This window comes from Candidatus Methylobacter oryzae (genome assembly GCF_003994235.2).
GTDB classification, from domain to species: domain Bacteria; phylum Pseudomonadota; class Gammaproteobacteria; order Methylococcales; family Methylomonadaceae; genus Methylobacter_A; species Methylobacter_A oryzae.
The window spans coordinates 57,346-78,973 of sequence record NZ_RYFG02000105.1; the positions used below are offsets into that span (position 1 = coordinate 57,346).

General features: G+C 51.0%; 17 protein-coding genes and 1 pseudogene. 15 read left to right on the forward strand and 3 right to left on the reverse strand.

What is annotated here, in order from left to right; translation table 11 throughout:
* Positions 1-74 precede the first annotated feature (74 nt).
* Complete coding sequence (locus EKO24_RS14180) at positions 75-1,928, forward strand: LTA synthase family protein (RefSeq protein ID WP_127028573.1); 1,854 nt, start codon at positions 75-77, stop codon at positions 1,926-1,928.
* Between the two features lie 149 nt (positions 1,929-2,077).
* Here the strand turns inward: EKO24_RS14180 and EKO24_RS22555 are convergent.
* Positions 2,078-2,538 (reverse strand): annotated as a pseudogene (locus tag EKO24_RS22555) (transposase); the annotation flags it as partial.
* Between the two features lie 288 nt (positions 2,539-2,826).
* On the opposite strand from EKO24_RS22555, the gene folE reads away from it, so the two are divergent.
* From folE to EKO24_RS14235, 10 genes are all read left to right on the forward strand, one after another.
* A complete protein-coding gene (gene folE, locus EKO24_RS14190) occupies positions 2,827-3,375 on the forward strand; it encodes a GTP cyclohydrolase I FolE (protein WP_127028574.1) in 549 nt (182 codons plus the stop codon).
* 7 nt (positions 3,376-3,382) lie between these two features.
* Positions 3,383-4,369: a ferrochelatase gene (hemH, locus tag EKO24_RS14195; RefSeq protein WP_127028575.1), complete on the forward strand. Its 987-nt coding sequence runs from the start codon at positions 3,383-3,385 to the stop codon at positions 4,367-4,369.
* A gap of 263 nt (positions 4,370-4,632) precedes the next feature.
* On the forward strand, positions 4,633-6,228 hold the full coding sequence (locus EKO24_RS14200) for a MutS-related protein (RefSeq protein ID WP_127028576.1): 1,596 nt from the start codon (positions 4,633-4,635) through the stop codon (positions 6,226-6,228).
* A complete protein-coding gene (purT, locus tag EKO24_RS14205) occupies positions 6,225-7,427 on the forward strand; it encodes a formate-dependent phosphoribosylglycinamide formyltransferase (RefSeq protein ID WP_127028577.1) in 1,203 nt (400 codons plus the stop codon). The genes EKO24_RS14200 and purT overlap by 4 nt, the downstream gene beginning before the upstream one ends.
* Before the next feature lie 10 nt (positions 7,428-7,437).
* On the forward strand, positions 7,438-8,076 hold the full coding sequence (locus tag EKO24_RS14210; RefSeq protein WP_196240025.1) for a transglycosylase SLT domain-containing protein: 639 nt from the start codon (positions 7,438-7,440) through the stop codon (positions 8,074-8,076).
* Positions 8,077-8,102: 26 nt separating this feature from the next.
* Positions 8,103-8,549, forward strand: coding sequence for a DUF1810 domain-containing protein (locus EKO24_RS14215; RefSeq protein WP_127028578.1), 447 nt, complete (start codon positions 8,103-8,105; stop codon positions 8,547-8,549).
* 169 nt (positions 8,550-8,718) lie between these two features.
* Positions 8,719-8,946, forward strand: coding sequence for an AbrB/MazE/SpoVT family DNA-binding domain-containing protein (locus tag EKO24_RS14220; RefSeq protein WP_127028579.1), 228 nt, complete (start codon positions 8,719-8,721; stop codon positions 8,944-8,946).
* Positions 8,933-9,277, forward strand: coding sequence for a type II toxin-antitoxin system PemK/MazF family toxin (locus EKO24_RS14225; protein ID WP_127028592.1), 345 nt, complete (start codon positions 8,933-8,935; stop codon positions 9,275-9,277). Before EKO24_RS14220 ends, EKO24_RS14225 begins: the two co-directional genes overlap by 14 nt.
* Before the next feature lie 124 nt (positions 9,278-9,401).
* Positions 9,402-9,953: a hypothetical protein gene (locus EKO24_RS14230; protein ID WP_127028580.1), complete on the forward strand. Its 552-nt coding sequence runs from the start codon at positions 9,402-9,404 to the stop codon at positions 9,951-9,953.
* Between the two features lie 279 nt (positions 9,954-10,232).
* Complete coding sequence (locus EKO24_RS14235; RefSeq protein WP_143733232.1) at positions 10,233-14,621, forward strand: PAS domain S-box protein; 4,389 nt, start codon at positions 10,233-10,235, stop codon at positions 14,619-14,621.
* Here EKO24_RS14235 and EKO24_RS14240 read toward each other — a convergent pair whose 3' ends face one another.
* Together EKO24_RS14240 and EKO24_RS14245 are read right to left on the reverse strand one after the other, a co-directional pair.
* On the reverse strand, positions 14,622-15,470 hold the full coding sequence (locus EKO24_RS14240) for an alpha/beta fold hydrolase (protein WP_127028582.1): 849 nt from the start codon (positions 15,468-15,470) through the stop codon (positions 14,622-14,624). It lies immediately after the preceding gene.
* A 23-nt stretch (positions 15,471-15,493) separates the two neighbouring features.
* The gene (locus EKO24_RS14245; protein ID WP_127028583.1) at positions 15,494-16,432 is read right to left on the reverse strand and encodes a DMT family transporter; all 939 of its coding nucleotides are present in this window, start codon (positions 16,430-16,432) and stop codon (positions 15,494-15,496) included.
* Between the two features lie 307 nt (positions 16,433-16,739).
* On the opposite strand from EKO24_RS14245, the gene EKO24_RS14250 reads away from it, so the two are divergent.
* The 4 genes from EKO24_RS14250 to EKO24_RS14265 all read left to right on the forward strand — a co-directional run bounded on the left by EKO24_RS14250 (position 16,740) and on the right by EKO24_RS14265 (position 21,270).
* On the forward strand, positions 16,740-17,900 hold the full coding sequence (locus tag EKO24_RS14250) for an ABC transporter permease (protein WP_127028584.1): 1,161 nt from the start codon (positions 16,740-16,742) through the stop codon (positions 17,898-17,900).
* A gap of 3 nt (positions 17,901-17,903) precedes the next feature.
* Positions 17,904-18,617: an ABC transporter ATP-binding protein gene (locus tag EKO24_RS14255; protein ID WP_127028585.1), complete on the forward strand. Its 714-nt coding sequence runs from the start codon at positions 17,904-17,906 to the stop codon at positions 18,615-18,617.
* Positions 18,618-18,871: 254 nt separating this feature from the next.
* On the forward strand, positions 18,872-19,831 hold the full coding sequence (locus EKO24_RS14260; protein WP_127028586.1) for an efflux RND transporter periplasmic adaptor subunit: 960 nt from the start codon (positions 18,872-18,874) through the stop codon (positions 19,829-19,831).
* Entirely contained in the window at positions 19,828-21,270 is a 1,443-nt protein-coding gene (locus tag EKO24_RS14265) for an efflux transporter outer membrane subunit (RefSeq protein ID WP_127028587.1), read from the forward strand. The genes EKO24_RS14260 and EKO24_RS14265 overlap by 4 nt, the downstream gene beginning before the upstream one ends.
* Positions 21,271-21,628 lie beyond the last annotated feature (358 nt).

The following is a 21,628-nucleotide window of genomic DNA, read 5'->3' on the forward strand; positions in this document are numbered from 1 at the left end:
AAGGCTAATCTTGTTCTAAAAATAGGCAATTCCACCGTAAACCTAATTACTCAAGCATATCCATATCTAATCTAATGCTACTGAAATTACTGCCGCTACTTTCCACGACGCTGTTTTATGCGTTGTATTACCTGATCAGCACTTTCCAATTCGATGTACAAATATTGCCGGCATCGGTGCCTTACGATTACTTGCTGCAACTGCTTGCCGCTTACGTACTTTATGCCTTATCGAGGCGAGCATGGATTTTTCTGGTGATTCATGCGCTGCTGATGGGACTGTTGTATATCGGTAACGCGGTAAAAATATCATTTTTCGGCGGGCCGATTATGCCGGATGATGTTTTTGCCCTGCAATCGCTGCTTTTAATACTGGACGGCTGGCAGTTCTTTGCTGCCGCCATACCGCTAGCCGCCATTGCCAGCCTATTGTTATTCAATTTCAGCATGCGCCATTGGAGCGCTTACTTGGCCAGTCTGTTTATCATTTTGCTCGGCATTACCGTAGTTTACAAACCTACTACCCTACTGGAACCAATGGACGGTTACTTTGGCAACTCGGTATGGGATCAGCGTTCCAATTATGTTTGGCGTGGCGCAACGCTGTACACGCTATTGGAAAGCGCTCGCTATTTCGGCGCTGCCGAAATAATTCCTGACGCCGATACGGCTCAAGAAGCCGCCGCTAAATTGCTGGCCGCCAGTCGTGCGGATTCGTTATCTGACGCTACAATGGCAGTCGCGTTTAACGAGGAGGAAGCCGCCGCTAAAACATTTACGCCACGCAATATCCATATCGTGCTACTGGAATCTTTCTGGGATCCCAATACGCTGAAGAAGGCAAAGTTTAAACCAAACCCGCTTTCTCCCGAGTTCCGCGAGCTGTGGAAAAACGCCGGATACTCACATGCGCTGACCCCGGTGTTCGGCGGCTTTACCGCCAATTCCGAGTTTGAGATGTTATGCGGATTTCCGGTGGTCAAGGACGCGGTCAAATTCGAACGCCAGTTACTTAACGATGCGCCTTGCTTGCCGCATATTCTGGCCGACAAGAACTACCGGACTATCGCCTCGCACCCGAATGTGCCGGTATTCTGGAACCGTGTTAATGCTTATAAACGCATGGGTTTTCAAACCTACTGGTCGCTGGAAGATTTTGTCCAGGATGACATGAATCAGGAATTTATGTCCGACAGCACTTTATACCGCCAGGTGCTGGAGAAAATATCCGGGTCGCTGGATGCAGGGCAACCGGTTCTGGATTATATCGTGACCTATTTCGGACACTGGAATTATCCGCTAAACGAAAGCAGGCCCAATAAAATCAGCTCATCGTCCGAAGTCGAGGAAGTGTCGGCCTATGCCAACACCGTTTATTATAAGTCGAAGGAGCTGATGGTCTTTATCAATGAACTGTGTAAGCGCGATCCGGAAAGCATTATCGTGGTGTTCGGCGACCACCTGCCCTTTCTGGGCGAGAACTTTGCAGGCTATGTCGAATCAGGCGTACTGTCGGCTAATCGTAGCGATTTTACGCCAACTATGTTCAAAGACTATGTCAGTACGCCGATGGTTATTATCGACGGCAAGCGCGGGCCGGTTAAGTTCGGCAGCCTGCCGCTTTATCAGGCCCCCAAGCTGCTGCTCGATCTGCTCAACTACAATGAGCCGAGCATCATGGATTTCTCCGCGCAGTTGCCGAACATGCGTGTGCGGCCATTACCCGGATTGCATTTCAATATACTGGCTGACGGGGCGGTAGAACTCTGCACAGAGCCGCCCTATTCGGAAGCTTGCCAGTTATCTTCCCGATGGCTGGAAGATATATCGATGGTCAGCAATGATTTGTTCATGGGGCGTCAGTTTACCCGCCCCAAATACACGCCTGAAAAACCGCAGGATCCCATGCAGAAGGCAATTGCTATCTAGGCAAGAGATCCGCTTTAATCCTTGTATCGTGAACGTCAATGGAAATTAATCGTCGCTTATGTAATCGGTATTTTCTGTCTGCTGCTTTGGTTTTAGCTTTTTCTCTAACATAACCTGAGTGTTCGTGATAAGCCATTAAGCCGATTGCATTTATCGGCAAAAAATTGGCCGAACAGCCCTTGGCACCATTCAGGCATCGGCTTGCGATCATCGACATTGCCGGGCGTTAACTTGAGCCGGAGCAGTTCGCCTTTCGAATTGCAGCTTAAAGCCGTAAAACCGGCCCACCGACGTTTTGCCCCGTTCCGCATAGCCTTTGAAGACGTTGTGCCGCGGAATGCGCTTGTTGTCTCAGACTGCAAGGGCGGTCTGCATTGCCACTTGAGAAGATCGAACAAAGCCGCTGGCGATACCGTACAGCGGGGCAGGAGTTCCACGCAACGTGGGTAACTCGGCACGTAAATGACGGCGGACATAGCCCAGGTAAAAGTGCTTGAACTCGCGGTAGCGCAACGGATGGAACAGGATGGCGAGCGTCATCAGCTCCGCTAGGCTCAAACTCACGGCAAAAATCGTCGATCAGGCAATAAAGTTCAATTAAACTGTCGATGAGCGCCTCCCGGTTCAGGTTAAGATTTGTTTGCGAAAACAAAATCTTACACGAAGGCGCCACTCATGCTCAGTTTTCTTATCCCGAATTCAGCTTAAATAGGCTTGTCGCGCCTGTTTTCCCATCGTGGTAATCCGGTTGCTTTCGGCTATCTGTAATTGCCCTCCCCTTTTCGGCAACTTTAGGCTTACATTTAATTTGCGGCAATTCGGTCTGGAGCGGAAGCTTTAAAATTCAAGGCCCAATGTGTATACTGCCGGGCTATTTTTTATAAGTGAGAGTCAAACAATGGAAGAGCATTTTGCCAAAATTATCGAAGCAGTCGGTGAGGATTTAAATCGCGAGGGCTTGCTCGATACGCCAAAACGCGCAGCCAAAGCTTTCAAATTCTTAAACAACGGCTACGAAAAATCGCTGGAAGAAGTATTGAACGGCGCCATTTTTACCGCCGATACCGAAGACATGGTCATCGTAAAGGATATTGAACTGTATTCTTTATGCGAACATCATTTGTTGCCGTTTATCGGCAAATGTCACGTGGGTTATTTGCCGAAAGGCAAGGTTATGGGCTTGTCCAAAGTTGCGCGCGTAATCGATATGTATGCGCGCCGCCTGCAAATCCAGGAAGTGCTAACCAAACAAATAGCGGACGCGATTGAACTGGCAACCGGAGCGCGCGGCGTCGCGGTGGTGATTGAAGCCAAACATTTGTGCATGATGATGCGCGGCGTCGAGAAACAAAACTCAATCATGACAACCTCAGTCATGACCGGGATTTTCCGCAAGGAAATCAGTACCCGCTCGGAGTTTTTAAACCTGATCAATCGCCAAACCTAAAGCTGTAATGAGCGAAGTCGAACTCGTAAAAACCAAAAAAACCGGCGTACTACTGGCGAACCTGGGTTCGCCTTCCGCCCCGACAACATCGGCAGTCAGGCGCTTTCTAAAGGAATTTCTCTGGGACCCGCGCGTCGTCAACCTGCCCCGGCCATTGTGGTGGGTGATACTGCATTTTTTCGTGCTGCCTTTCCGTCCCCGCAAATCGGCCTCAGCCTACCGCAAAATCTGGACCGATAACGGTTCGCCGTTGATCTTCCTGACCCTGAAATTGACCGAACGGGTTGCCGACAAGCTGCATTGCAAAGGCGTCACAACCCAACACGTGATGCGCTACGGCGAACCCTCGATAGCCAAGCAGTTAAGAGCTTTCAAAAACGCAGGCGTCGATAACTTGATTATCCTGCCGTTGTATCCTCAGTATTCTTCGACCACCACTGCCTCGATCTACGACGATATGGTCAAGGAATTGAGCCAATGGAAACACCTGCCGCACATTCACTTTATCAGCGATTACCACCAGCACAGTCATTATATTGCCGCGGTTGCCGAAGCTATCGAGCAATGCTGGCGGCAGCACGGCAAGAACGAGTTGTTGCTGATGTCCTTCCACGGCTTGCCCGAGCAGCTCACGAAATGGGGCGATCCTTATTTCCATCAATGCCATAAAACCGCTACGCTGATTGCAGAGAAACTGGGCCTTGATGACAAGCAATGGATGATTGTATTCCAGTCGCGTTTCGGCAAAGCGCAATGGCTGAAACCTTACTGTGTCGATACATTGAAAGCGCTTCCAGCCCAAGGCATTAAAAAGATAGATATTGTTTGTCCGGGATTCGCGGTGGACTGCCTGGAAACCCTGGAAGAAATAGCGATGGAAAACAAAGCTGTTTTTATCGAGGCCGGCGGCAAGGAATATCGCTATATCGCGGCGCTAAATGACTCAGAAGCTCATGTTGATGCTATAGTTAGCCTGCTTGAGCAGAAGCTTTAATTAAAGGCATCGCACCACGAAGACACGGACGACTATTTTTGCATGGAGCAATCGCGGCCCTCACATCCCTTTGGGTTAAACAGGAGGTAAGCAGAAAACCGCTCCTGCATTTTCTGCATTCGCCACATTCTTGTGGCTTAGCAATGCAGGGGCAATTGCCGAGGCCGCAAAATTTTCTTGGCTTTTCTTCGGGCCCTTCGTGTCTTCGTGGTGAATTAATTTGTTTACACTAATGCTGCAAATGGCGGACAAAAGGCTAAAAGATGAATAGAACACTATTAGAAAACTGGCAAGACAGCAATTGGCCGAATATCAAATCCAGCCGGCCGCTGGAAAGTGACGGTGTTATCGACCAAAGAACGTTCAACACCATTGAAGTCGATGAACTGTTCGACTCTGTTAACCATGCCTCGACAATTGCCGGACAAGCAGTGTTATATCGATCTTTAGCCCAGCCGCTGGACGATCCGGATGCAATTAACGCAAAACAGCAAGCCGTTGAGGAACTGCGCAACAATCCGGCACTCAAAGAGCAGCTTGAGCAAATTGTGCAACAGGCTGTAACCAATGAAAAAAACTTCTATTTATTATTGTTCGGCGAATTCCTTGGCACCTTCGGTACGGCCAGGGAAGATAATGAAATAGAAGGTTACGGCTACCTGCAATACAAACGCGGCATCCGTTTCATGCTGGAATTGGTCGAGCAAATTCAAGCCGTCGAAACTCCGCAAAGCGAATACTTAAAAGCTATTTGCGACAAGATAAAAGCCTTTGCATTATCCCGCCCTTATTCATTAATGGAAGGGCCGGTTTACATCACTGAGAATGCCATTCAATGCAAAGAACAACGGAAAGGCTCTTTCTCGCCAGCAGTGATTTTCAGGCCCCGGCTATTCAAGCCGTTGCTGATCAGCCTGTTTTTCGCAGCCGTTTGGACATTGGCCCACTTCTTTCCGACCGATATGTTCCAAGTTTCAGTCGAGGCGATTCCGACTGCGAGCATTTTTTTTGTGCCTTTTTTACTGGTTTATTACCCGATCGTCGGCGGCTTTGACAGGGATAGCTGCATTATCCCGCTAAGAAACGAATTCAAAAAATCCCCGGCAGTCGCAGAAACGTTGGATGCGCTGGGCCAAATCGATGAATTGCTGTCGTTTATCAAATTTGCCGATGCATTCGGCGGAAATAAAGTGCTGCCTGAATGGGTTGACGCGCCGCATCACCGGATAAACCTGGCCGATGCCAGAAACCCGGTACTAGGCAAACAAAATCCGGATTATGTCGGCAACGATTTTGTGCTGGAAGATGACAAATTGGTGCTGATCACCGGCCCGAACAGCGGCGGCAAGACGGCTTTTTGCAAAACCGTCACGCAAATCCAACTGCTCGCGCAAGTCGGCTGCTATGTGCCGGCCAAATCCGCAACTTTGACCGTCGCCGACCGGATTTTTTATCAAGCGCCCGACATCAGCCATCTGGACGACGGCGAAGGCCGCTTCGGTACCGAGTTGAAAAGAACCAAGGAAATTTTCCTGGCCGCAACCCCGAAAAGCCTGGTCGTACTGGACGAGTTATCAGAAGGCACGACCTTTGAAGAAAAAATGGAATCGTCGTCGAATGTGCTGAACGGCTTTTACCGCAAAGGCAACAGCACTATTTTAATCACCCATAATCACCAATTGGTCGATCATTTCGCTGCTCAACGCATAGGCTTGCCGAAACAGGTCGAATTTGCGAACGACGCGCCGACTTACAAACTGGTTCCGGGTATTTCCCGCGTCAGCCATGCCGACCGCGTGGCGAAAAAAATCGGCTTTTCCAAAGAAGACATCGACAACTATCTGGCAGATTCACAATGAAAATAGGCACCGCATTATCAAACAGCGCAACCAAAGCCCTGCTGCTCGGCAGCGGCGAGCTGGGCAAGGAAGTGACCATTGCCCTGCAACGCTACGGCGTCGAAGTGATTGCCGTCGATCGTTATCCGAATGCACCGGCGCAACATGTCGCGCATCGCAGCCATGTGATCGACATGACCGACACCGACGCGGTCAAAAAACTGATTGCGCAGGAACAGCCGGACTTCATCATCCCGGAAATCGAAGCGATTGCGACTCAAGCACTGCTTGACATAGAATCGGAAGGCCAATGTACAGTCGTGCCCAACGCCCGGGCGATTCAGTTAACGATGAACCGCGAAGGCATCAGGACTTTGGCCGCCGAGCAAGTTAAAGTTCCGACGTCGACTTATGCATTTGCCGAAAGCTTTGCGGAATTGCAGGCGGCGGTCAACGCCGGCATCGGTTATCCGTGCTTTATCAAGCCGACCATGTCGTCATCCGGCAAAGGCCAATCGATGGTCAAAAGCGCGGATCAGCTTAAAGCAGCCTGGGATTACGCCAAATCCAGCGGCCGTGTCGATACAGGCAAAGTCATTGTCGAAGCCAAAATCGACTTTGATTTTGAAATTACCCTGCTGACGGTGCGCGCCTTAAATCAACAAGGCGACGTCGAAACGCACTTTTGCGCGCCGATAGGCCACGTTCAGGAAAGCGGCGATTACCGCGAAAGCTGGCAACCGCAAGCCATGAGCGATGCTGCAATCAAAGCGGCGCAGGACATTGCTTTAAAAATCACTAATGAAATCGGCGGCCTGGGCCTGTTCGGCGTGGAGCTGTTTATCAAGGGCGACAAAGTCTGGTTCAGCGAAGTCAGCCCCCGGCCGCACGATACCGGCATGGTGACGATGGTCACGCAACGGCAAAACGAATTTGAATTGCATGCCCGGGCCATTCTAGGCTTGCCCGTCGATACCGGCATGCAAGACACAGGAGCCAGCGCCGTCATATTAGGCGGCGTGGATGCACAAGGAGTCATTTACGAAGGCCTGGATAAGGCGCTTAGCGTCCCAACCAGCGAAATCAGATTATTTGGCAAGCCTGAAGCGTTTACGCACAGGCGTATGGGTGTTGCGTTAGCGACCGCTGCAACTGTCGATGAAGCCAGGAACAGGGCGGTCAAAGCCGCAACGATGATCGTTATCAAACCTGACAAATAGGAGTGAATCCATGATAAGAGCTCACGCCAGGCTATCCTGCCTGTCGCCCTTTGGGTTAATGCAAATCCGCTCCGGGCGGATTTGTGCCGTGGTTTTAACCGCTTTACTGCTCTCGAATGAAGCTATGGCCGACATCTTCAAATTTATCGATACCGACGGCCGCGTTTACTACACCGACAAACCTAAGAACAGCCTGTATAAACGCATCATACGCACAAGACCGATAAATTACGCCGCGGCCGTGCCTTTTATCGGCGTCAACAAAAAGAGATTCGCCGACCTGATCGCCGAGGCCGCCAACCGTCACCAAATCGATGTTAACCTGTTGCATGCCGTTATTCAGGCGGAATCGGCTTACGATGCCAACGCAATATCCTCAGCCGGGGCCGTCGGCCTAATGCAGTTAATGCCCGATACGGCAAGACGCTATGGCGTCGCCGACCGTCGCAATCCCGTACAAAACATCGACGGCGGCACTCATTATTTGAAAGACCTGCTCAGAATGTTCGATTCGAATTTGCACTTGGCCATTGCCGCGTATAACGCCGGCGAAGGCGCAGTCATGAAGTACAACAACTCCATACCGCCCTACCCCGAAACCCAGAATTACGTTAAAACGGTGCTGGGCTTGTATAACAGGCGTTCTTGAGATTCCTTGTCGATGGTGAAGCCAGCATGATAAACACAAGCAACACCATCGACTTAAGCCGTTTCACTACCGCGCAAGAAAGCGTCTATGACGGCGTTCTCGGCGAATTAAGAAACGGCCGCAAACGAACGCACTGGATGTGGTATATATTCCCTCAACTGGATGGCTTGGGCTTCAGCGCCACATCAAAATACTATGCGCTTAAAAGCGTCGAAGAAGCCCGGCAATACTTGCATCATCCCGTGCTTGGAAAAAGACTGCTTGAATGCGCGGAAGCGGTCTTGGCCGTCGAAGGACGAAGCGTCTCGGAAATCTTCGGTTATCCCGATGATTTAAAGCTTAAATCTTCGATGACGCTGTTCGCCTGTGTAGCCGCGCCAGGCTCAGTGTTTGCTCGTATCCTTGATAAGTATTTTAATGGAGGGCAAGATGCTTTGACGCTGCAATTATTGGAGAAACTCAAAGCAAAATGAGCGCGCCGTTATAAAGCTGAGTTGAGCAGCTCGCCTGCTCAAACGAAACTTATGCCCTTTAGGTATAAAGCCCAACTCAACTGAGTGTGCTTGACTTTGTACATATGCGGCAGTTTGCTATCGCAAAACCATTCTATATGACGTATTAATCTAACCTGGAATTTAATCTATGCAAACCAGTAGTCAATTAATTCACCGCAACCAAACTACTCTTCCTGAACCGGTACTGAAAGCCCTGAATTTGCGTGAAGGCGATGCGATTATATTTGAAATCGATCAGACCGGCGTTCATCTGCGCAAAGCGCCTTCCATCGACATACCCTATACAGAAGCGCTGCAAGGAACACTAAGCGAGTGGAATTCGGCTGCGGATGACGAAGCGTATGCCGACCTTTGAATCCTTTTCTATTGTGGTTGTGCCTTTTCCGTTCACTGATCAAGATACGGCTAAAAAGAGACCAGCCTTGGTATTATCCGGCAGCTTATTCAACACTTCCGTTGGACATTCAGTTTTGGCAATGATTACCAGCGCCAAGAATTCGACTTGGTTATATGATGTGCATATCTCCGATTTAAAGAGCGCCGGACTTTCTTCCGCCTCGATTGTTCGAATGAAATTATTCACTCTGGATAACCGCTTGATTATCAGGAAAGCCGGGATTTTGGCTAATAGCGATCAGCAAGCCGTTACTAAAGCGTTCTCTAAGCTGTTTGATATTAATACATAGCCAAGTTTGAAATGCCGTTAAAAAACCGGAAAGCGATGGCATGAATTTCCCATCTTTCCCGATTGACCAGCTCTATGACAACCGTTGAATCCGTTCGTTACTTAATAGACCGCAGGAGGTTATCATGCAACGTCAACTTTATACTGCACTGTTCATAGTATTGATATCGAACGCCTCGTGGAGCCACGGCCCGAGTCCTTATCGCATCAACGGCCGCCCCGATACCCCGAATTTATTCCTTAATCCCGATCCTTCACAACTGCATAACAATCATTACTACAACCGCTTTAACGATAATCCATCCTTATCGCCTCCACACCGGCATCGTCACGAATCTCCATATTCAACCCATGCCCTAGGTAGTCCGTACACCCCATACAGCACGCCGAATCCTTACGGAACTTACAGCAATCCTTACGCCCCGGATTTATTCAATAGCCCTTATGATCCTTCTATTCCATACAACCCCGGCAATATTGCCAATCCTTACGGTGTTTACGGCCATCCTTACCCGATAAGCGGTCAACCGCTTTATAACAGTCCGAATAGTCATGGGAATTTTATTAATAATCCCTATGCTCCCAACGCCGGCTCGCCTTCATATGGACCTTATAACAATCCATTCCATCAAAACTGGATTTATAACCAGCAAATGAACCGACAATTATCAAGGTAAGTAATTTCTTACTGCGTAATTATAATATACCCGGTATTACTTGGTTTATTTGGCGCGGAAACCGCTCAAATCGACAACGAAAATCTCTTATCAAACAAAATTTCGGTTAAACTGTTCAATTCAGGAACGTCTGCTGATGACGATTAAAATTTAACACGATGATATGCAAAGAGACCGTTGTTAACCTTATAAGCCTCTAAGCCACAGGTAAATATAACCCCTTACCGACCGGTTGATGTCGATGCGGCTTTGCATTTGATTGGCACTCAATAATTAAGTATGGATTATCACTCTATTCCCGCTAACATCGAACAGGATACCCCCTTGATTGATATTGCCACACGCAATGTCATCCGGCTTGGGCCGGAAGACGCTGTCGGCGAGGCCGCCCGCATCATGGCCGAAAAACATATTTCCTCAATCGTGATAACGGATCGGGACGGTCATCCGTCGGGCATTATCACCGAACGCAATATGCTGCGGGCAATGCAATCGAAATGCCCGCCCGAAACCGTGCTTCGGAAGATTATGTCCGCGCCGGTCATCACCGTGCCACCCTCAATCACATGCCTGGATGCTTATCAGGTCGGCCTGCGCAACGGTATTCAACACCTGGTGATAGTGAACGAGGCCAAGCTGCTGCTCGGCGTGGTCAGCGAGACCGATTTCCGCCAGCACATCAACCTTTCTGTTTTAGCCGGGCGCCGTCAAGTGGCGTCGGTCATGAGCAGGTCGGTATTTACCCAGTCCCCGGAAGCCAACCTTCGAGACACGCTGAACCTGATGCATGCGCACCATGACAGCTGCGTGGTCATCGTCGAAGATCGTCGTCCGATAGGCATTGTCACCGAGCGCGACATCGTCCGCCTCTATTCCGTCAATCCCGAACAGACCGACATTCCGGTCAGTGCGGTCATGACCTCGCCCGTGCTGACCATTTCCAGGGCAAATCCGATCAACGAAGCGGCGAAACTGATGCTGTCCAACAAGTTACGCCATCTGATTGTCGTTGACGATATCGGTCAAATAGCGGGGTTGCTTAACGAGCACGACCTGACGCATAACATGGCGTTCCGCCTGATTGACGATAAACTGATCGCGGAAGGCGTATTCCTGCACACCTTGGTCAATACCATTCCCGACATGATCTGGCTGAAGGATATTAACGGCGTTTACCAAGCTTGCAATGCGCGCTTCGAACGTTTCTTAGGGGAGAAAGAAAAGAATATTATCGGTAAAACCGATTACGATTTCGTCGATAAAACGCAAGCCGATGCCTTCCGTGCGCACGATTGCCTGACCATGGCAAAAAACAGCCCCTCTATCAATGAAGCATGGTGCACTTACGCCGACGACGGTCATCGCGAATTACTGGAAACGATCAAAACGCCGATGCGCGACAGTCAGGGCAAATTAATCGGCGTACTCGGCATATCGCGCGATATTACCGCGCGCAATCTGGCGGAGCGCGCCTTACTGGAAAGCCAAAGCAAACTGCGGGAGCAAAAGGAATTTCTGGCATCCATCCTGGAAAGCTCGCTTGACGCTTTTATGCTGATGACTTCGGACGGAGTCATCACGATGTGGAGCAGCCAAGCGGAAAAAATGTTCGGCTGGACGCGAGACGAAGCTGTCGGACGATTCATGCATGACACCATAGCGCCTCACCGTTTTCACGACGCACACGCCCGGAGCATGCGGCGTTTCCTGTCCGATGCCGAAAAAACAGGCTTCAATACACGCATAGAAGTTCTCGGACTGCATCGTGACGGTCGCGAATTTCCGATCGAATTATCCATTTCCCTGATCAAGACGGAGAACGGTTGCGAGATCAGTTCTTTCATTCGCGACATTTCAGAACGCAAACGCATGGAACAGCAACTGACGGAACGCGAAAGTTTGTTCCATGCAATCTTCGATCAAGCAACCGACGGTATCGAACTGATAGATCCCGAAGAATTGCGCTTTGTTGAAGCTAATCCCGCTACATGCCGTATGCTGGGCTATAGCTACGAAGAATACCTGCAATTGCATCTGGAGGATACGCAGGTTGATTTGCTTGGCGAAGCGTTAATTACGACCGTGCGGCAAGTGGAAGCATCCGGCGGCGCAACTTTTGAGAACCGGCACCGCTGCAAGAACGGCGACATCCTCAATGTCGAGGTCACGTCCCGCATATTGGATTTACCGGGCAAGCGCTTGCTGGTCGGCGTTTGGCGCGACATTACCGAGCGTAAGCGTGCGGAGGAGGTACTCCGTGAAAACGAAGCCAAATACCGATTATTGTTCGAGACGGCCAACGACGGTATTTTCCTTCTGGGTACGGCCGGCTTCATCGACTGCAATGAAAAAGGAGCCTGCTTATTTGGCCTTACACGGGAAGAACTCATTGGCCGCTTTCCTGCGGACCTCGCCCCGGAAAGACAGCCTGATGGGCGCTTATCGGCAGAAGTGGCCGACGTAATAGTCGCCGCGGCGTTGGCCGGAGAACCGCAGCAGTTCGAATGGCGATGCTTACGTGTCGATAGCACATGCTTGGAAGTTGAAATTACGCTTAACCGAATTGAAATGGGCGGCTCCATCTACCTGCAAGCCGTTGTCCGCGACATTACCGAACGCAAACGGGCGGAGGCAAATCTAGCGGCGCGGGAGCGCGAATTTCGCACATTGGCTGAAAATTCGCCCGACAATATTGTGCGCTACGATTGCGAGGCGCGCATTCTTTATGCCAATCCAACGCTGACTCGAACACTCGGCATCTCATCGGCGGATTTGCTCGGCAAAACACCGATGGAGATTATAAACGGCGAACTTTTTGAAGAATATCAGCAAACTATCCTGACTGTTGGCGCCACCGGAAAAAACGCCAGCTACGAGCAGATCGTCCCTATTGGGAAGGGACATTCACAAATACATTTCATCCGTCTGGTCGCTGAACTGGGACCGGACGGGAAACCAGTCGGTGTGCTTGGCGTCGGCCGGGACATCAGCGAAATTAAACGGGCCGAAGAAAACTTACGCATCACTGCCAGCGTATTCGATAACAGCCAGGAAGCCATCCTGATCACCGACGCTAACAATACCATCATTGACGTCAATCCGGCTTTCACCCTCATTACCGGCTATCAGCGCGAGGAAGTGCTGGGCCATAATCCCAAACTTCTACGATCGAAACATCATGATCAGGCGTTTTACGCCGGAATGTGGAAATCGTTGCAGCAGAAAAAATATTGGCGCGGTGAAATATGGAACCAGCGCAAATCCGGCGAAACTTATGCGGAATTGCTCTCGATAGCGTCCATCTGCGACGACGACGGCAAAGCGCAACGCTACGTTGGAGTATTCTCCGACATCAGCTACTTAAAGGAACATGAGGCCGAGCTGAGCCGCGTCGCCCATTACGACGCGCTGACCGGCATACCTAACCGCGTGTTGCTTGCCGACCGCATGAAGCAAGCCATCGCCAAGACCGCACGCGAAAAAAACCTGGTCGCAATCTGCTATCTGGACCTCGACGGCTTTAAGGCTATTAACGACAACCTGGGCCACGACGCCGGCGACCAGGTATTGATTGAGGTGTCCAGGCGCATAAAAAACACCATCCGCGGCGGAGACACCGTTGCCCGGCTGGGCGGGGACGAATTCGTCGTACTGCTGGAATTGGAAAAAGGCGAAGAATGCGGAGTGACGCTTGAACGCTTGCTCAGCGTGATCGCTGAACCGATTATCGTCAAGGATAAACCGCAAATGCTGAGCGCCAGCATAGGCGTCAGCCTTTACCCGCTGGATGACGAAAACTCGGACACGCTGTTACGTCATGCCGACCAAGCGATGTATGTCGCCAAACAATCGGGCAAGAACCGCTTTCATATTTATGACACAGAGATGGACCTGCGCGCCCGCAGCCATAATGAACTGCTGAAAAACATCCGTTACGGATTGGACAACAACCAGTTCGAACTGTACTTCCAGCCCAAGATCAACTTAAGCACCAAACAACTGGTCGGCGCCGAAGCGCTAATCCGCTGGCATCATCCTGAGCGCGGTTTACTGCCGCCGATTGAATTCCTGCGCCTAATAGAAAACACCGAACTCGACATAGAGATCGGCAATTGGGTTATTGCCGCCGCGCTCAACCAACTCAGCCGCTGGCATTGCCTAGGCCTGGACATTGAAATCAGCATCAACATCTCGGCTTATCACCTGGAATCGCCCCGCTTCACCGAAAAACTGCGGCAGCAACTTGCCCGGCACAAAAACATACAACCGGGCAAGCTGCAAATCGAAATACTGGAAACTGCGGCGCTAAACGACCTATCGATTGTCTGCGACATTATTCAGGAATGCCGCCAGATCGGAGTAGGCTTCGCGCTGGATGATTTCGGCACCGGTTATTCCTCGCTGTCTTACCTGAGTAAATTGCCGGTTGACGTGCTGAAAATCGATCAATCTTTCGTTCGGGACATGTTGGAGGATAAGGGCGATAAGGCTATTGTCCAGGGCATTATCGCGCTGGCCCAGGCCTTCGGCCGCCAGACCGTGGCCGAAGGCATCGAAACCGAAGAGCATTACCGAACCTTGCACGATATGGGCTGCCAAGTCGGACAAGGCTACAGCATAGCCCGTCCGATGCCGGCAAACGAATTGGCGAACTGGCAGCCCCAATAATTATTCGGCCAGCGCTTGCTTTAAAGCCGCGTCGAACCGCTCCGGCGCTTCCTGCGGAATAAAATGCCCGACATACGGCACAACAATAATTTTTTCCGTCGCTGAAGGCCGGTTGGTTTGTGCGGCGTTAATATGAATCAACGGGGCCTTCAATTGACTTCTTTTGTTTTGATAATCGCCTGCTACCCATTTAAGGGTATTGCTTAATGCGCTGATGCCGATTTCCGAAGGCGCAGAAGCCATGTCGTTGGCGATATGTTGAACAATTGCCGGATCTGCGTTCGGCGAAAACATGCTCTTAACCATCTGGGAAGTCGTTTTATAAAAATCGCTCTTAAACGGCGCCAGCATTTCGGCAATTTTGTCTTCCGGCGGCCATTGGAATTGCGTTTCAAACGAATCCACCGCAACCAGTTTAATAGCGCGTTCCGGCATTCGCAGCGCCGTTTCGATAATGACCGAGCCGCCCATCGAATGGCCGACCAGGATTACCTTCTTTAAATCAAGGCTCTCGACCACACGCTCTACGTCATCCGCAAAAGATGAAATCGTATAATTTTTCCTTCCGGTTCCGGATTGGCCATGGCCCGCCAAATCGATCGCAACTACGCGGTAATCGGCGGCAAAGTCGTTCATTTGCGCCTGCCAGTAGCTGCTGTCGCAAGACCAGCAATGCACAAACACCAGCGCCGTATCGCCGTTGCCGCGCGCCGTAAAATGTATCGGCACGCCGTCGGCCGATTTGACGCTGCTTTCAACAACCCGGTCTTGTTTTACCGGCGTCTCCTGACAAGCCGGCAGGCAGATCGCAGTGATTAATAAAGCTATTATTCTTATATAAAATTTCATCGTTTTTTCCTTTTTTGAACTGATTATTTTGCCCGGCTAACCACATAGACGCCGATCAGTATCAACGCAGTCCCTGACAGTTGCGCTACCGTCAAGGTCTCGCCTAACAGTAAAAAAGCCAATGCCAGCGTGCCTATCGGCCCTATCGAACTGATGATAGATGCCGAACCGGCGCCGATTCGGCGAATCCCTGCATTCATAAAAAACGCCGGCAGCACGGTCGAGAAAACCGCCATGATCAGCGCCAGCCAATACACTTTATCCGGCAGGTTCAATAATTCAACGCCGTGCTGAACCGAGAAATGCAAACCGGTCGCCAGACAGGCTACGGTCATTGAATACGCAGTAAACCGCGTCGAGCCGATCCTCTTAACCATCGCGCCGCTGCCCATCAAAAAGAAAGCAAACGCGATAGCGCTAGCCAGCACCAATGCCGAACCAAACAGCAAACCTGAAGATACCGTTGCCCCCATGTTATCGACAAAGACAAAAATCATCCCGGCATAGCTTAAAACCAGCGCCAGCGCCTGATGACGGTTAATGGCTTTGCGTTCTCCTAGTGCCGTGAACAATACAACAAAAGTCGGGTACAAAAAGACAATCAAGCGCTCAAGGCCGGCCGAGATATATTGCAGCCCGGCAAAATCAAGAAAGCTGGCGATGTAATAGCCCAGCAGGCCTAAACCGAAAATCATCAGCCAGTCTTTTCCGTTTAAACGTTGCGTATCGTTTGTTTTTGCCGAATCGTTAGCCGACCATAACGCCACAATCAGGAAGAACGGCAACGACATCGCCATGCGCAGCACCATCAGCGTGATTGCGTCCAACTGATGACTGTAACTGTAAGCTAATTTAACCAGTACCGCTTTGGCCGAAAAGCCAAACGCGCCGAGTAAAACAAACAGATAACCAAAAATAACCTGACGATTGTCTTGCGGTATAACGGATTCGGGCTGATGCACAAACTTCTCCTTAAGATGGAAAACTGCGAATCTCGCCGGAAAGACTACCAAAGCAAAGCGGACAAGACCCGCAGTTGCTTTGCTAAAATGGAATTAATGAACCAAAAAAACAGCACTGCGGTGAAAGCTAATAAGCTTTCGCAGCCATCGTGCGCTAATTTTCAGGGATGAGATCATTTGGTTCATGGTATGTATTCTATGGATAGGCCACTGCCGTGTCAATTTACCTTGATTGAAAATGTGCCTTTTAAATTTACCTATAAATGATAATATGCATTACCATTTAATTTAACGAAATTTCATAACCATGAATCACATCGCCATAAAAATGCTGATGGGAGATCGAGGCAAATACCTCGGCATCGTCATGGGGCTGACTTTCGCTTCGTTAATCATGACCCAACAACCGGCGATTTTTTTAGGCCTGATGGCGCGTTCATACAGTTTCATATCGGATGTCGGTTTGCCGGATATATGGGTCATGGATTCAAAAGTGCAGTTCGTCGACGACATCAAGCCGTTGCAGGACACCGAGCTTTACCGTGTGCGCGGTATTTCCGGCGTGGAGTGGGCCATGCCGATGTACAAAGGGCTTTTAAAAGCCCGGCTGATGGACGGCACCTTCCAAACCTGCAATGTTGTCGGCTTGGACGACGCCACTTTAATCGGCGGTCCGCCGCTCATGCTGGAAGGGACGATTGAAAACTTGCGCCGTAGCGACGGCGTCATCGTCGATATAGACGGCGCCAAAGACAAACTGGGCAAGCCTTCGCCGATACCCGGCGGCGAACCCATTCCGCTAAAAGTCGGCGACAGCCTGGAATTAAACGATCATCGCGCCATTGTTGTCGGCATCGCCAAAGTCACCCGCACTTTTCAGTCCCAACCGGTGGTCTATACCACTTATTCCCGCGCCAAAAGCTATGCGCCCAGGGAACGCAAGTTGTTATCGTTTGTTCTGGTTAAAGCCAAACCGGGACAAGATCTCGCCGAATTGACCCGCCGTATCCGCGCAACTACCGGGCTAGCGGCTTATACGCGCCAGGAGTTTATGTCCCTGACTTACGAATATTTCATGCATAACACCGGCATCCCGATTAATTTCGGTATTTCAGTGTTATTGGGATTTATCGTCGGCGCGGCTATTGCCGGGCAAACTTTCTATAACAGTACGCTGGAGAACCTGCGCCAATTCGGCGTACTCAAAGCGATGGGTACCAGCAACTGGGTCTTGCTGCGCATGATTTTGCTACAGGCGGTTTTAGTCGGCACTATCGGTTACGGTTTAGGCGTTGGCTTGACCGCGGCTTTCGGCTATTCGATGCGCCATTCGATACTGGCCTTCAAATTTCCGTGGCAACTGTTGCTGTTTAGCGGTGCCGGCGTCAGCCTGATTTGTATTTTCGCGGCGCTGCTCAGCATCATTAAAGTGATCCGCCTGGAACCGGCCATTGTGTTTAAAGGCTAAACCATGAATGCTTCGTCATTGGCGGTGCGCTGCCAAAATCTGGTTAAAGTTTACGATACCGGCGGACAAAAAGTAACCGCGCTTAACGGCGTCAATTTGGAAATTGCGATGGGCGAACTGATGATGCTGGTAGGGCCGTCGGGTTGCGGCAAAACGACGCTGATTTCAGTCATTGCCGGCATTCTCGACCAGGACAGCGGCTGTTGCGAAGTGTTCGGCGAAGATTTGCTGAACATGAGCAATCAGCGCAAACTGGATTTCAGGGCGCGCAATATCGGCTTCGTTTTCCAAGCTTTTAACCTGTTGCCTTCGCTCAGCGCGGCGGAAAACGTGTCGGTGCCGCTGATTATCAACGGCATGAAGCGTAGCGATGCCGAGCGCAGAGCCGCCGCGGTGCTGGAACAAGTCGGCTTGGGCGCTCGCACCACAGCGTTGTCTTCGCAGCTTTCCGGCGGACAGCAGCAGCGCGTCGCAATTGCCAGAGCGCTGGTTCACAGCCCAAGACTGATTGTTTGCGACGAACCCACCAGCTCGCTGGACCATCAGACCGGACATAACGTGATGACCTTGCTGAAGGATGTCGCATTGCACAACGACCGGGCGCTGGTTATCGTTACCCATGATGCAAGAATTTTCGATTTTGCCGACCGCATTGCCGAAATGGATGACGGGCATATTGTTAAGGTTCAAGAAACGAGGGACAAGGTGAAAGGCTAAAAATCGTGCGGCAAAACTTTTCGTAGAGAATGATCATGAAGAATAGAATGGAACACGGATGACGCGGATTAAACGGATAAGCACGGATTTAAAAGCGCAATTGAACTTGGCTTGGCCTAAAAATCCGTGTAAATCCGCCCTATCCGTGCCATCCGTGTTCTATTTTTATTAAAAATACAACTTCGTGTTCTTCGTGCCTTCGTGGTGATGTTTTTTTAATGTTATGAGCGGTAAAACCATTCTCAAGAGGTGATATGCAAGTCAAATACACATTACCGATATTGGCAGCCGCCGGATTCCTTTTCGCGGCTTATACCGTCGTCACCAGCAATAAACCGACGCCGGTTGCCCCGGCCGTTGCGCCGCCCGCCTCCGCGCCGTTCAAATCGTTTATTGCCGGAGCCGGCATTGTCGAACCGAAAAGCCAGAACATCGCGATAGGCACGCCGTTGTCCGGCATCGTCAAGACCGTAACCGTCAAGGTTGGCGACAAAGTCAAAGCCGGCGCGACGCTGTTTTTCCTCGACGACCGCGATACCCGCGCCGAACTGGCCGTTAAACTGGCCGATCTTGCCAAAGCCAGGGCCGGCGTTGGCGAAGCCGTAGCCTCACTCAAAGATACCCAATCATTAAACGATCTGGCCGAAGCGATAACCGACCGCCGCGCCATCAGTTCCGAGGAACTGCTTAGACGCCGCAACGCGCTGCTGATCAACACAACCAAGCTGGACAGCGCCAAAGCTTTGGTGCAGCAAGCCGAGGCCGCGCTGGCGGCGACACAAACGACTCAGGCTAGGCTGACCGTTCAGGCGCCGGTAGCGGGCGAGGTATTGCAAATCAACATCCGGCCGGGCGAGTTCGCGCAAGCCGGAGCCTTGAATACGCCGCTGCTGGTGTTGGGTAATATGGATCAGCTGCATGTCCGGGTCGACATCGACGAAAACGACGCCTGGCGATTCGATAAAAACAGCAAAGCCGTTGCCTACCTGCGCGGCAACCGGGATTTTAAAACCGAGCTGGTCCCGGCCTACGTCGAGCCTTATGTCGTACCCAAAAAATCGCTGACCGGCGACAGCACCGAACAAGTCGATACCCGCGTATTGCAAGCGCTGTATAGCTTCGACAGAAGCCAACTGCCGGTTTATGTCGGCCAGCAGATGGACGTTTTCATAGAAGCCAAGGATACGACGGCTAAAGGCGGCTCGCCGTTATGAATTATCGCCCGTTTGCGCTTATTGGCGTATTGGCTTTAGCCGGTTGCGCTGCTGTCGGCCCCGACTACGAGCCTCCCAAAATGCCGGTTCCCCGGCAATGGAGCGAAACAACTGCGAGTACAGGTTCCCAAGCCGATAAATGGTGGAAAGTCTTTAACGACCCGGTGCTCGACAAACTGATAGTCGACGCGATTACTTCCAACCTGGATTTAAAGCTGGCCCTGGAACGGGTCAAAGACGCCCGCGCCCTTCGCTCCGCAACCATTGCCGCCGGCTTGCCCAGCCTCGACGCCAAGAGTAATGTCAGCAGGCGTTTCAACAATACCAGCTCGCCGGCCTCGCAAACCGGAACGTCTTCGGTAGGCGGCGGTTTCGGTATCGGCAACCAGCTGATCAATATTTTCCAACTGGGCTTCGACGCGCAATGGGAATTGGATTTTTTCGGCGGCGTCAGACGTGCGGTAGAAGCCGCCGACGCAACCATTGAGGTGGAAGTCGAAAACAGCCGTGACGCGCGGGTGACCCTGCTAGGCGAAGTCGCCCGCAATTACATAGAGCTGCGCGCCAATCAGCAATTAGCCGCAATAACCCGCGAGAATTTGCAGGCTCAGCAAGAAACCCAAGAGTTAACGCAAATCCGGCAACAGACAGGCCTTGCGAGCATGCTGGAAGTTAGCCAGGCTCAAGCCCAGGCGGCCACGACAGAAGCGCAATTGCCGAACTATGAAACGCTCGCCAAACAAGCTATACATGCGCTCAGCGTATTGCTCGGCAAAGAGCCCGGCGCATTATCGGCTCTTCTTGAACGGCAAGGCGCAGTCCCAACCGCTTCCCAGGCAATAACCCGGCTTCCCTCGGAGTTATTGCAACGCCGGCCGGACATTCGCCGCGCCGAACGGCAATTGGCCGTGGCTAACGCATCGGTCGGCGTCGCAACCGCCGAGCTGTACCCCAAAATCAACCTGGCCGCATTCATCGGCCTGCAAAATACAACCATCACCGACTTTACGCCGCTCGGAAAATCATGGTCGGCAGCAGGCTCGTTGACCATGCCGATATTCAACTGGGGAAAACTACATGCCAATATCGAAAGCAAGAAAGCGCAATACCAGCAAACTTTCCTGAGCTACCAATCCACGGTTTTATCGGCTTTTAAGGAAGTGGAAGACGCGCTGATCGCCTACAGCAAAGAACTGGAGCGGCGCAAAGCCTTGGCAAAAGCCGTCGCCGCGAATCAACTGGCCGTTCAATTAGCCAACGAACGCTACCGGAAAGGCTTGACCGCGTTTCTCGACGTCCTGACCAGCCAAAGCGCGCTTTACCAAGCCCAAAGCAGCCTGATCGCCAGCGAATCCCAACTTTCCAGCAACCTGATCGCGCTATATAAGTCGTTAGGCGGCGGTTGGGAAATAGAGGCTATTGCCGGCGATGTTAAATAATCGTCCGCCATCTCTCCTAATGTCGGACTAATCCAACAGGATAGGCCGATAAGACGAAAGCTCCGAAAATGAAAATAAACCGGTCGCAATTCTCAACGGCTTCTATTTTACAATTGAATCATGCTTCATGTTTGCCTCGCATCGCCATTCCGGTATCGGTTCATTATCAGCATGAAGTGCCGGATCAAAATTTAACGCTACGACGAACACAAGCATCGCAAAAGGCAGCAAAACTTTAGCTATCTGTCTCCGGTGCTAGCCGAGTAACCTAAGTGCGTGTTTTAAAAGTTTGATACCTTCCCCGAGGACAGCCTGGTCAGCATCAAATTAATCATGGCGATATGAACGAATGCTTTGC

Bases quoted from the DNA above. Each gene is read 5' to 3' on its own strand.
- EKO24_RS14180 (WP_127028573.1), top strand. From the start codon at position 75: ATGCTACTGAAATTACTGCCGCTACTTTCCACGACGCTGTTTTATGCG.
- folE (WP_127028574.1), top strand. From the start codon at position 2,827: ATGGAAGAGCATTTTGCCAAAATTATCGAAGCAGTCGGTGAGGATTTA.
- hemH (WP_127028575.1), top strand. From the start codon at position 3,383: ATGAGCGAAGTCGAACTCGTAAAAACCAAAAAAACCGGCGTACTACTG.
- EKO24_RS14200 (WP_127028576.1), top strand. From the start codon at position 4,633: ATGAATAGAACACTATTAGAAAACTGGCAAGACAGCAATTGGCCGAAT.
- purT (WP_127028577.1), top strand. From the start codon at position 6,225: ATGAAAATAGGCACCGCATTATCAAACAGCGCAACCAAAGCCCTGCTG.
- EKO24_RS14210 (WP_196240025.1), top strand. From the start codon at position 7,438: ATGATAAGAGCTCACGCCAGGCTATCCTGCCTGTCGCCCTTTGGGTTA.
- EKO24_RS14215 (WP_127028578.1), top strand. From the start codon at position 8,103: ATGATAAACACAAGCAACACCATCGACTTAAGCCGTTTCACTACCGCG.
- EKO24_RS14220 (WP_127028579.1), top strand. From the start codon at position 8,719: ATGCAAACCAGTAGTCAATTAATTCACCGCAACCAAACTACTCTTCCT.
- EKO24_RS14225 (WP_127028592.1), top strand. From the start codon at position 8,933: ATGCCGACCTTTGAATCCTTTTCTATTGTGGTTGTGCCTTTTCCGTTC.
- EKO24_RS14230 (WP_127028580.1), top strand. From the start codon at position 9,402: ATGCAACGTCAACTTTATACTGCACTGTTCATAGTATTGATATCGAAC.
- EKO24_RS14235 (WP_143733232.1), top strand. From the start codon at position 10,233: ATGGATTATCACTCTATTCCCGCTAACATCGAACAGGATACCCCCTTG.
- EKO24_RS14240 (WP_127028582.1), bottom strand. From the start codon at position 15,470: ATGAAATTTTATATAAGAATAATAGCTTTATTAATCACTGCGATCTGC.
- EKO24_RS14250 (WP_127028584.1), top strand. From the start codon at position 16,740: ATGAATCACATCGCCATAAAAATGCTGATGGGAGATCGAGGCAAATAC.
- EKO24_RS14255 (WP_127028585.1), top strand. From the start codon at position 17,904: ATGAATGCTTCGTCATTGGCGGTGCGCTGCCAAAATCTGGTTAAAGTT.
- EKO24_RS14260 (WP_127028586.1), top strand. From the start codon at position 18,872: ATGCAAGTCAAATACACATTACCGATATTGGCAGCCGCCGGATTCCTT.
- EKO24_RS14265 (WP_127028587.1), top strand. From the start codon at position 19,828: ATGAATTATCGCCCGTTTGCGCTTATTGGCGTATTGGCTTTAGCCGGT.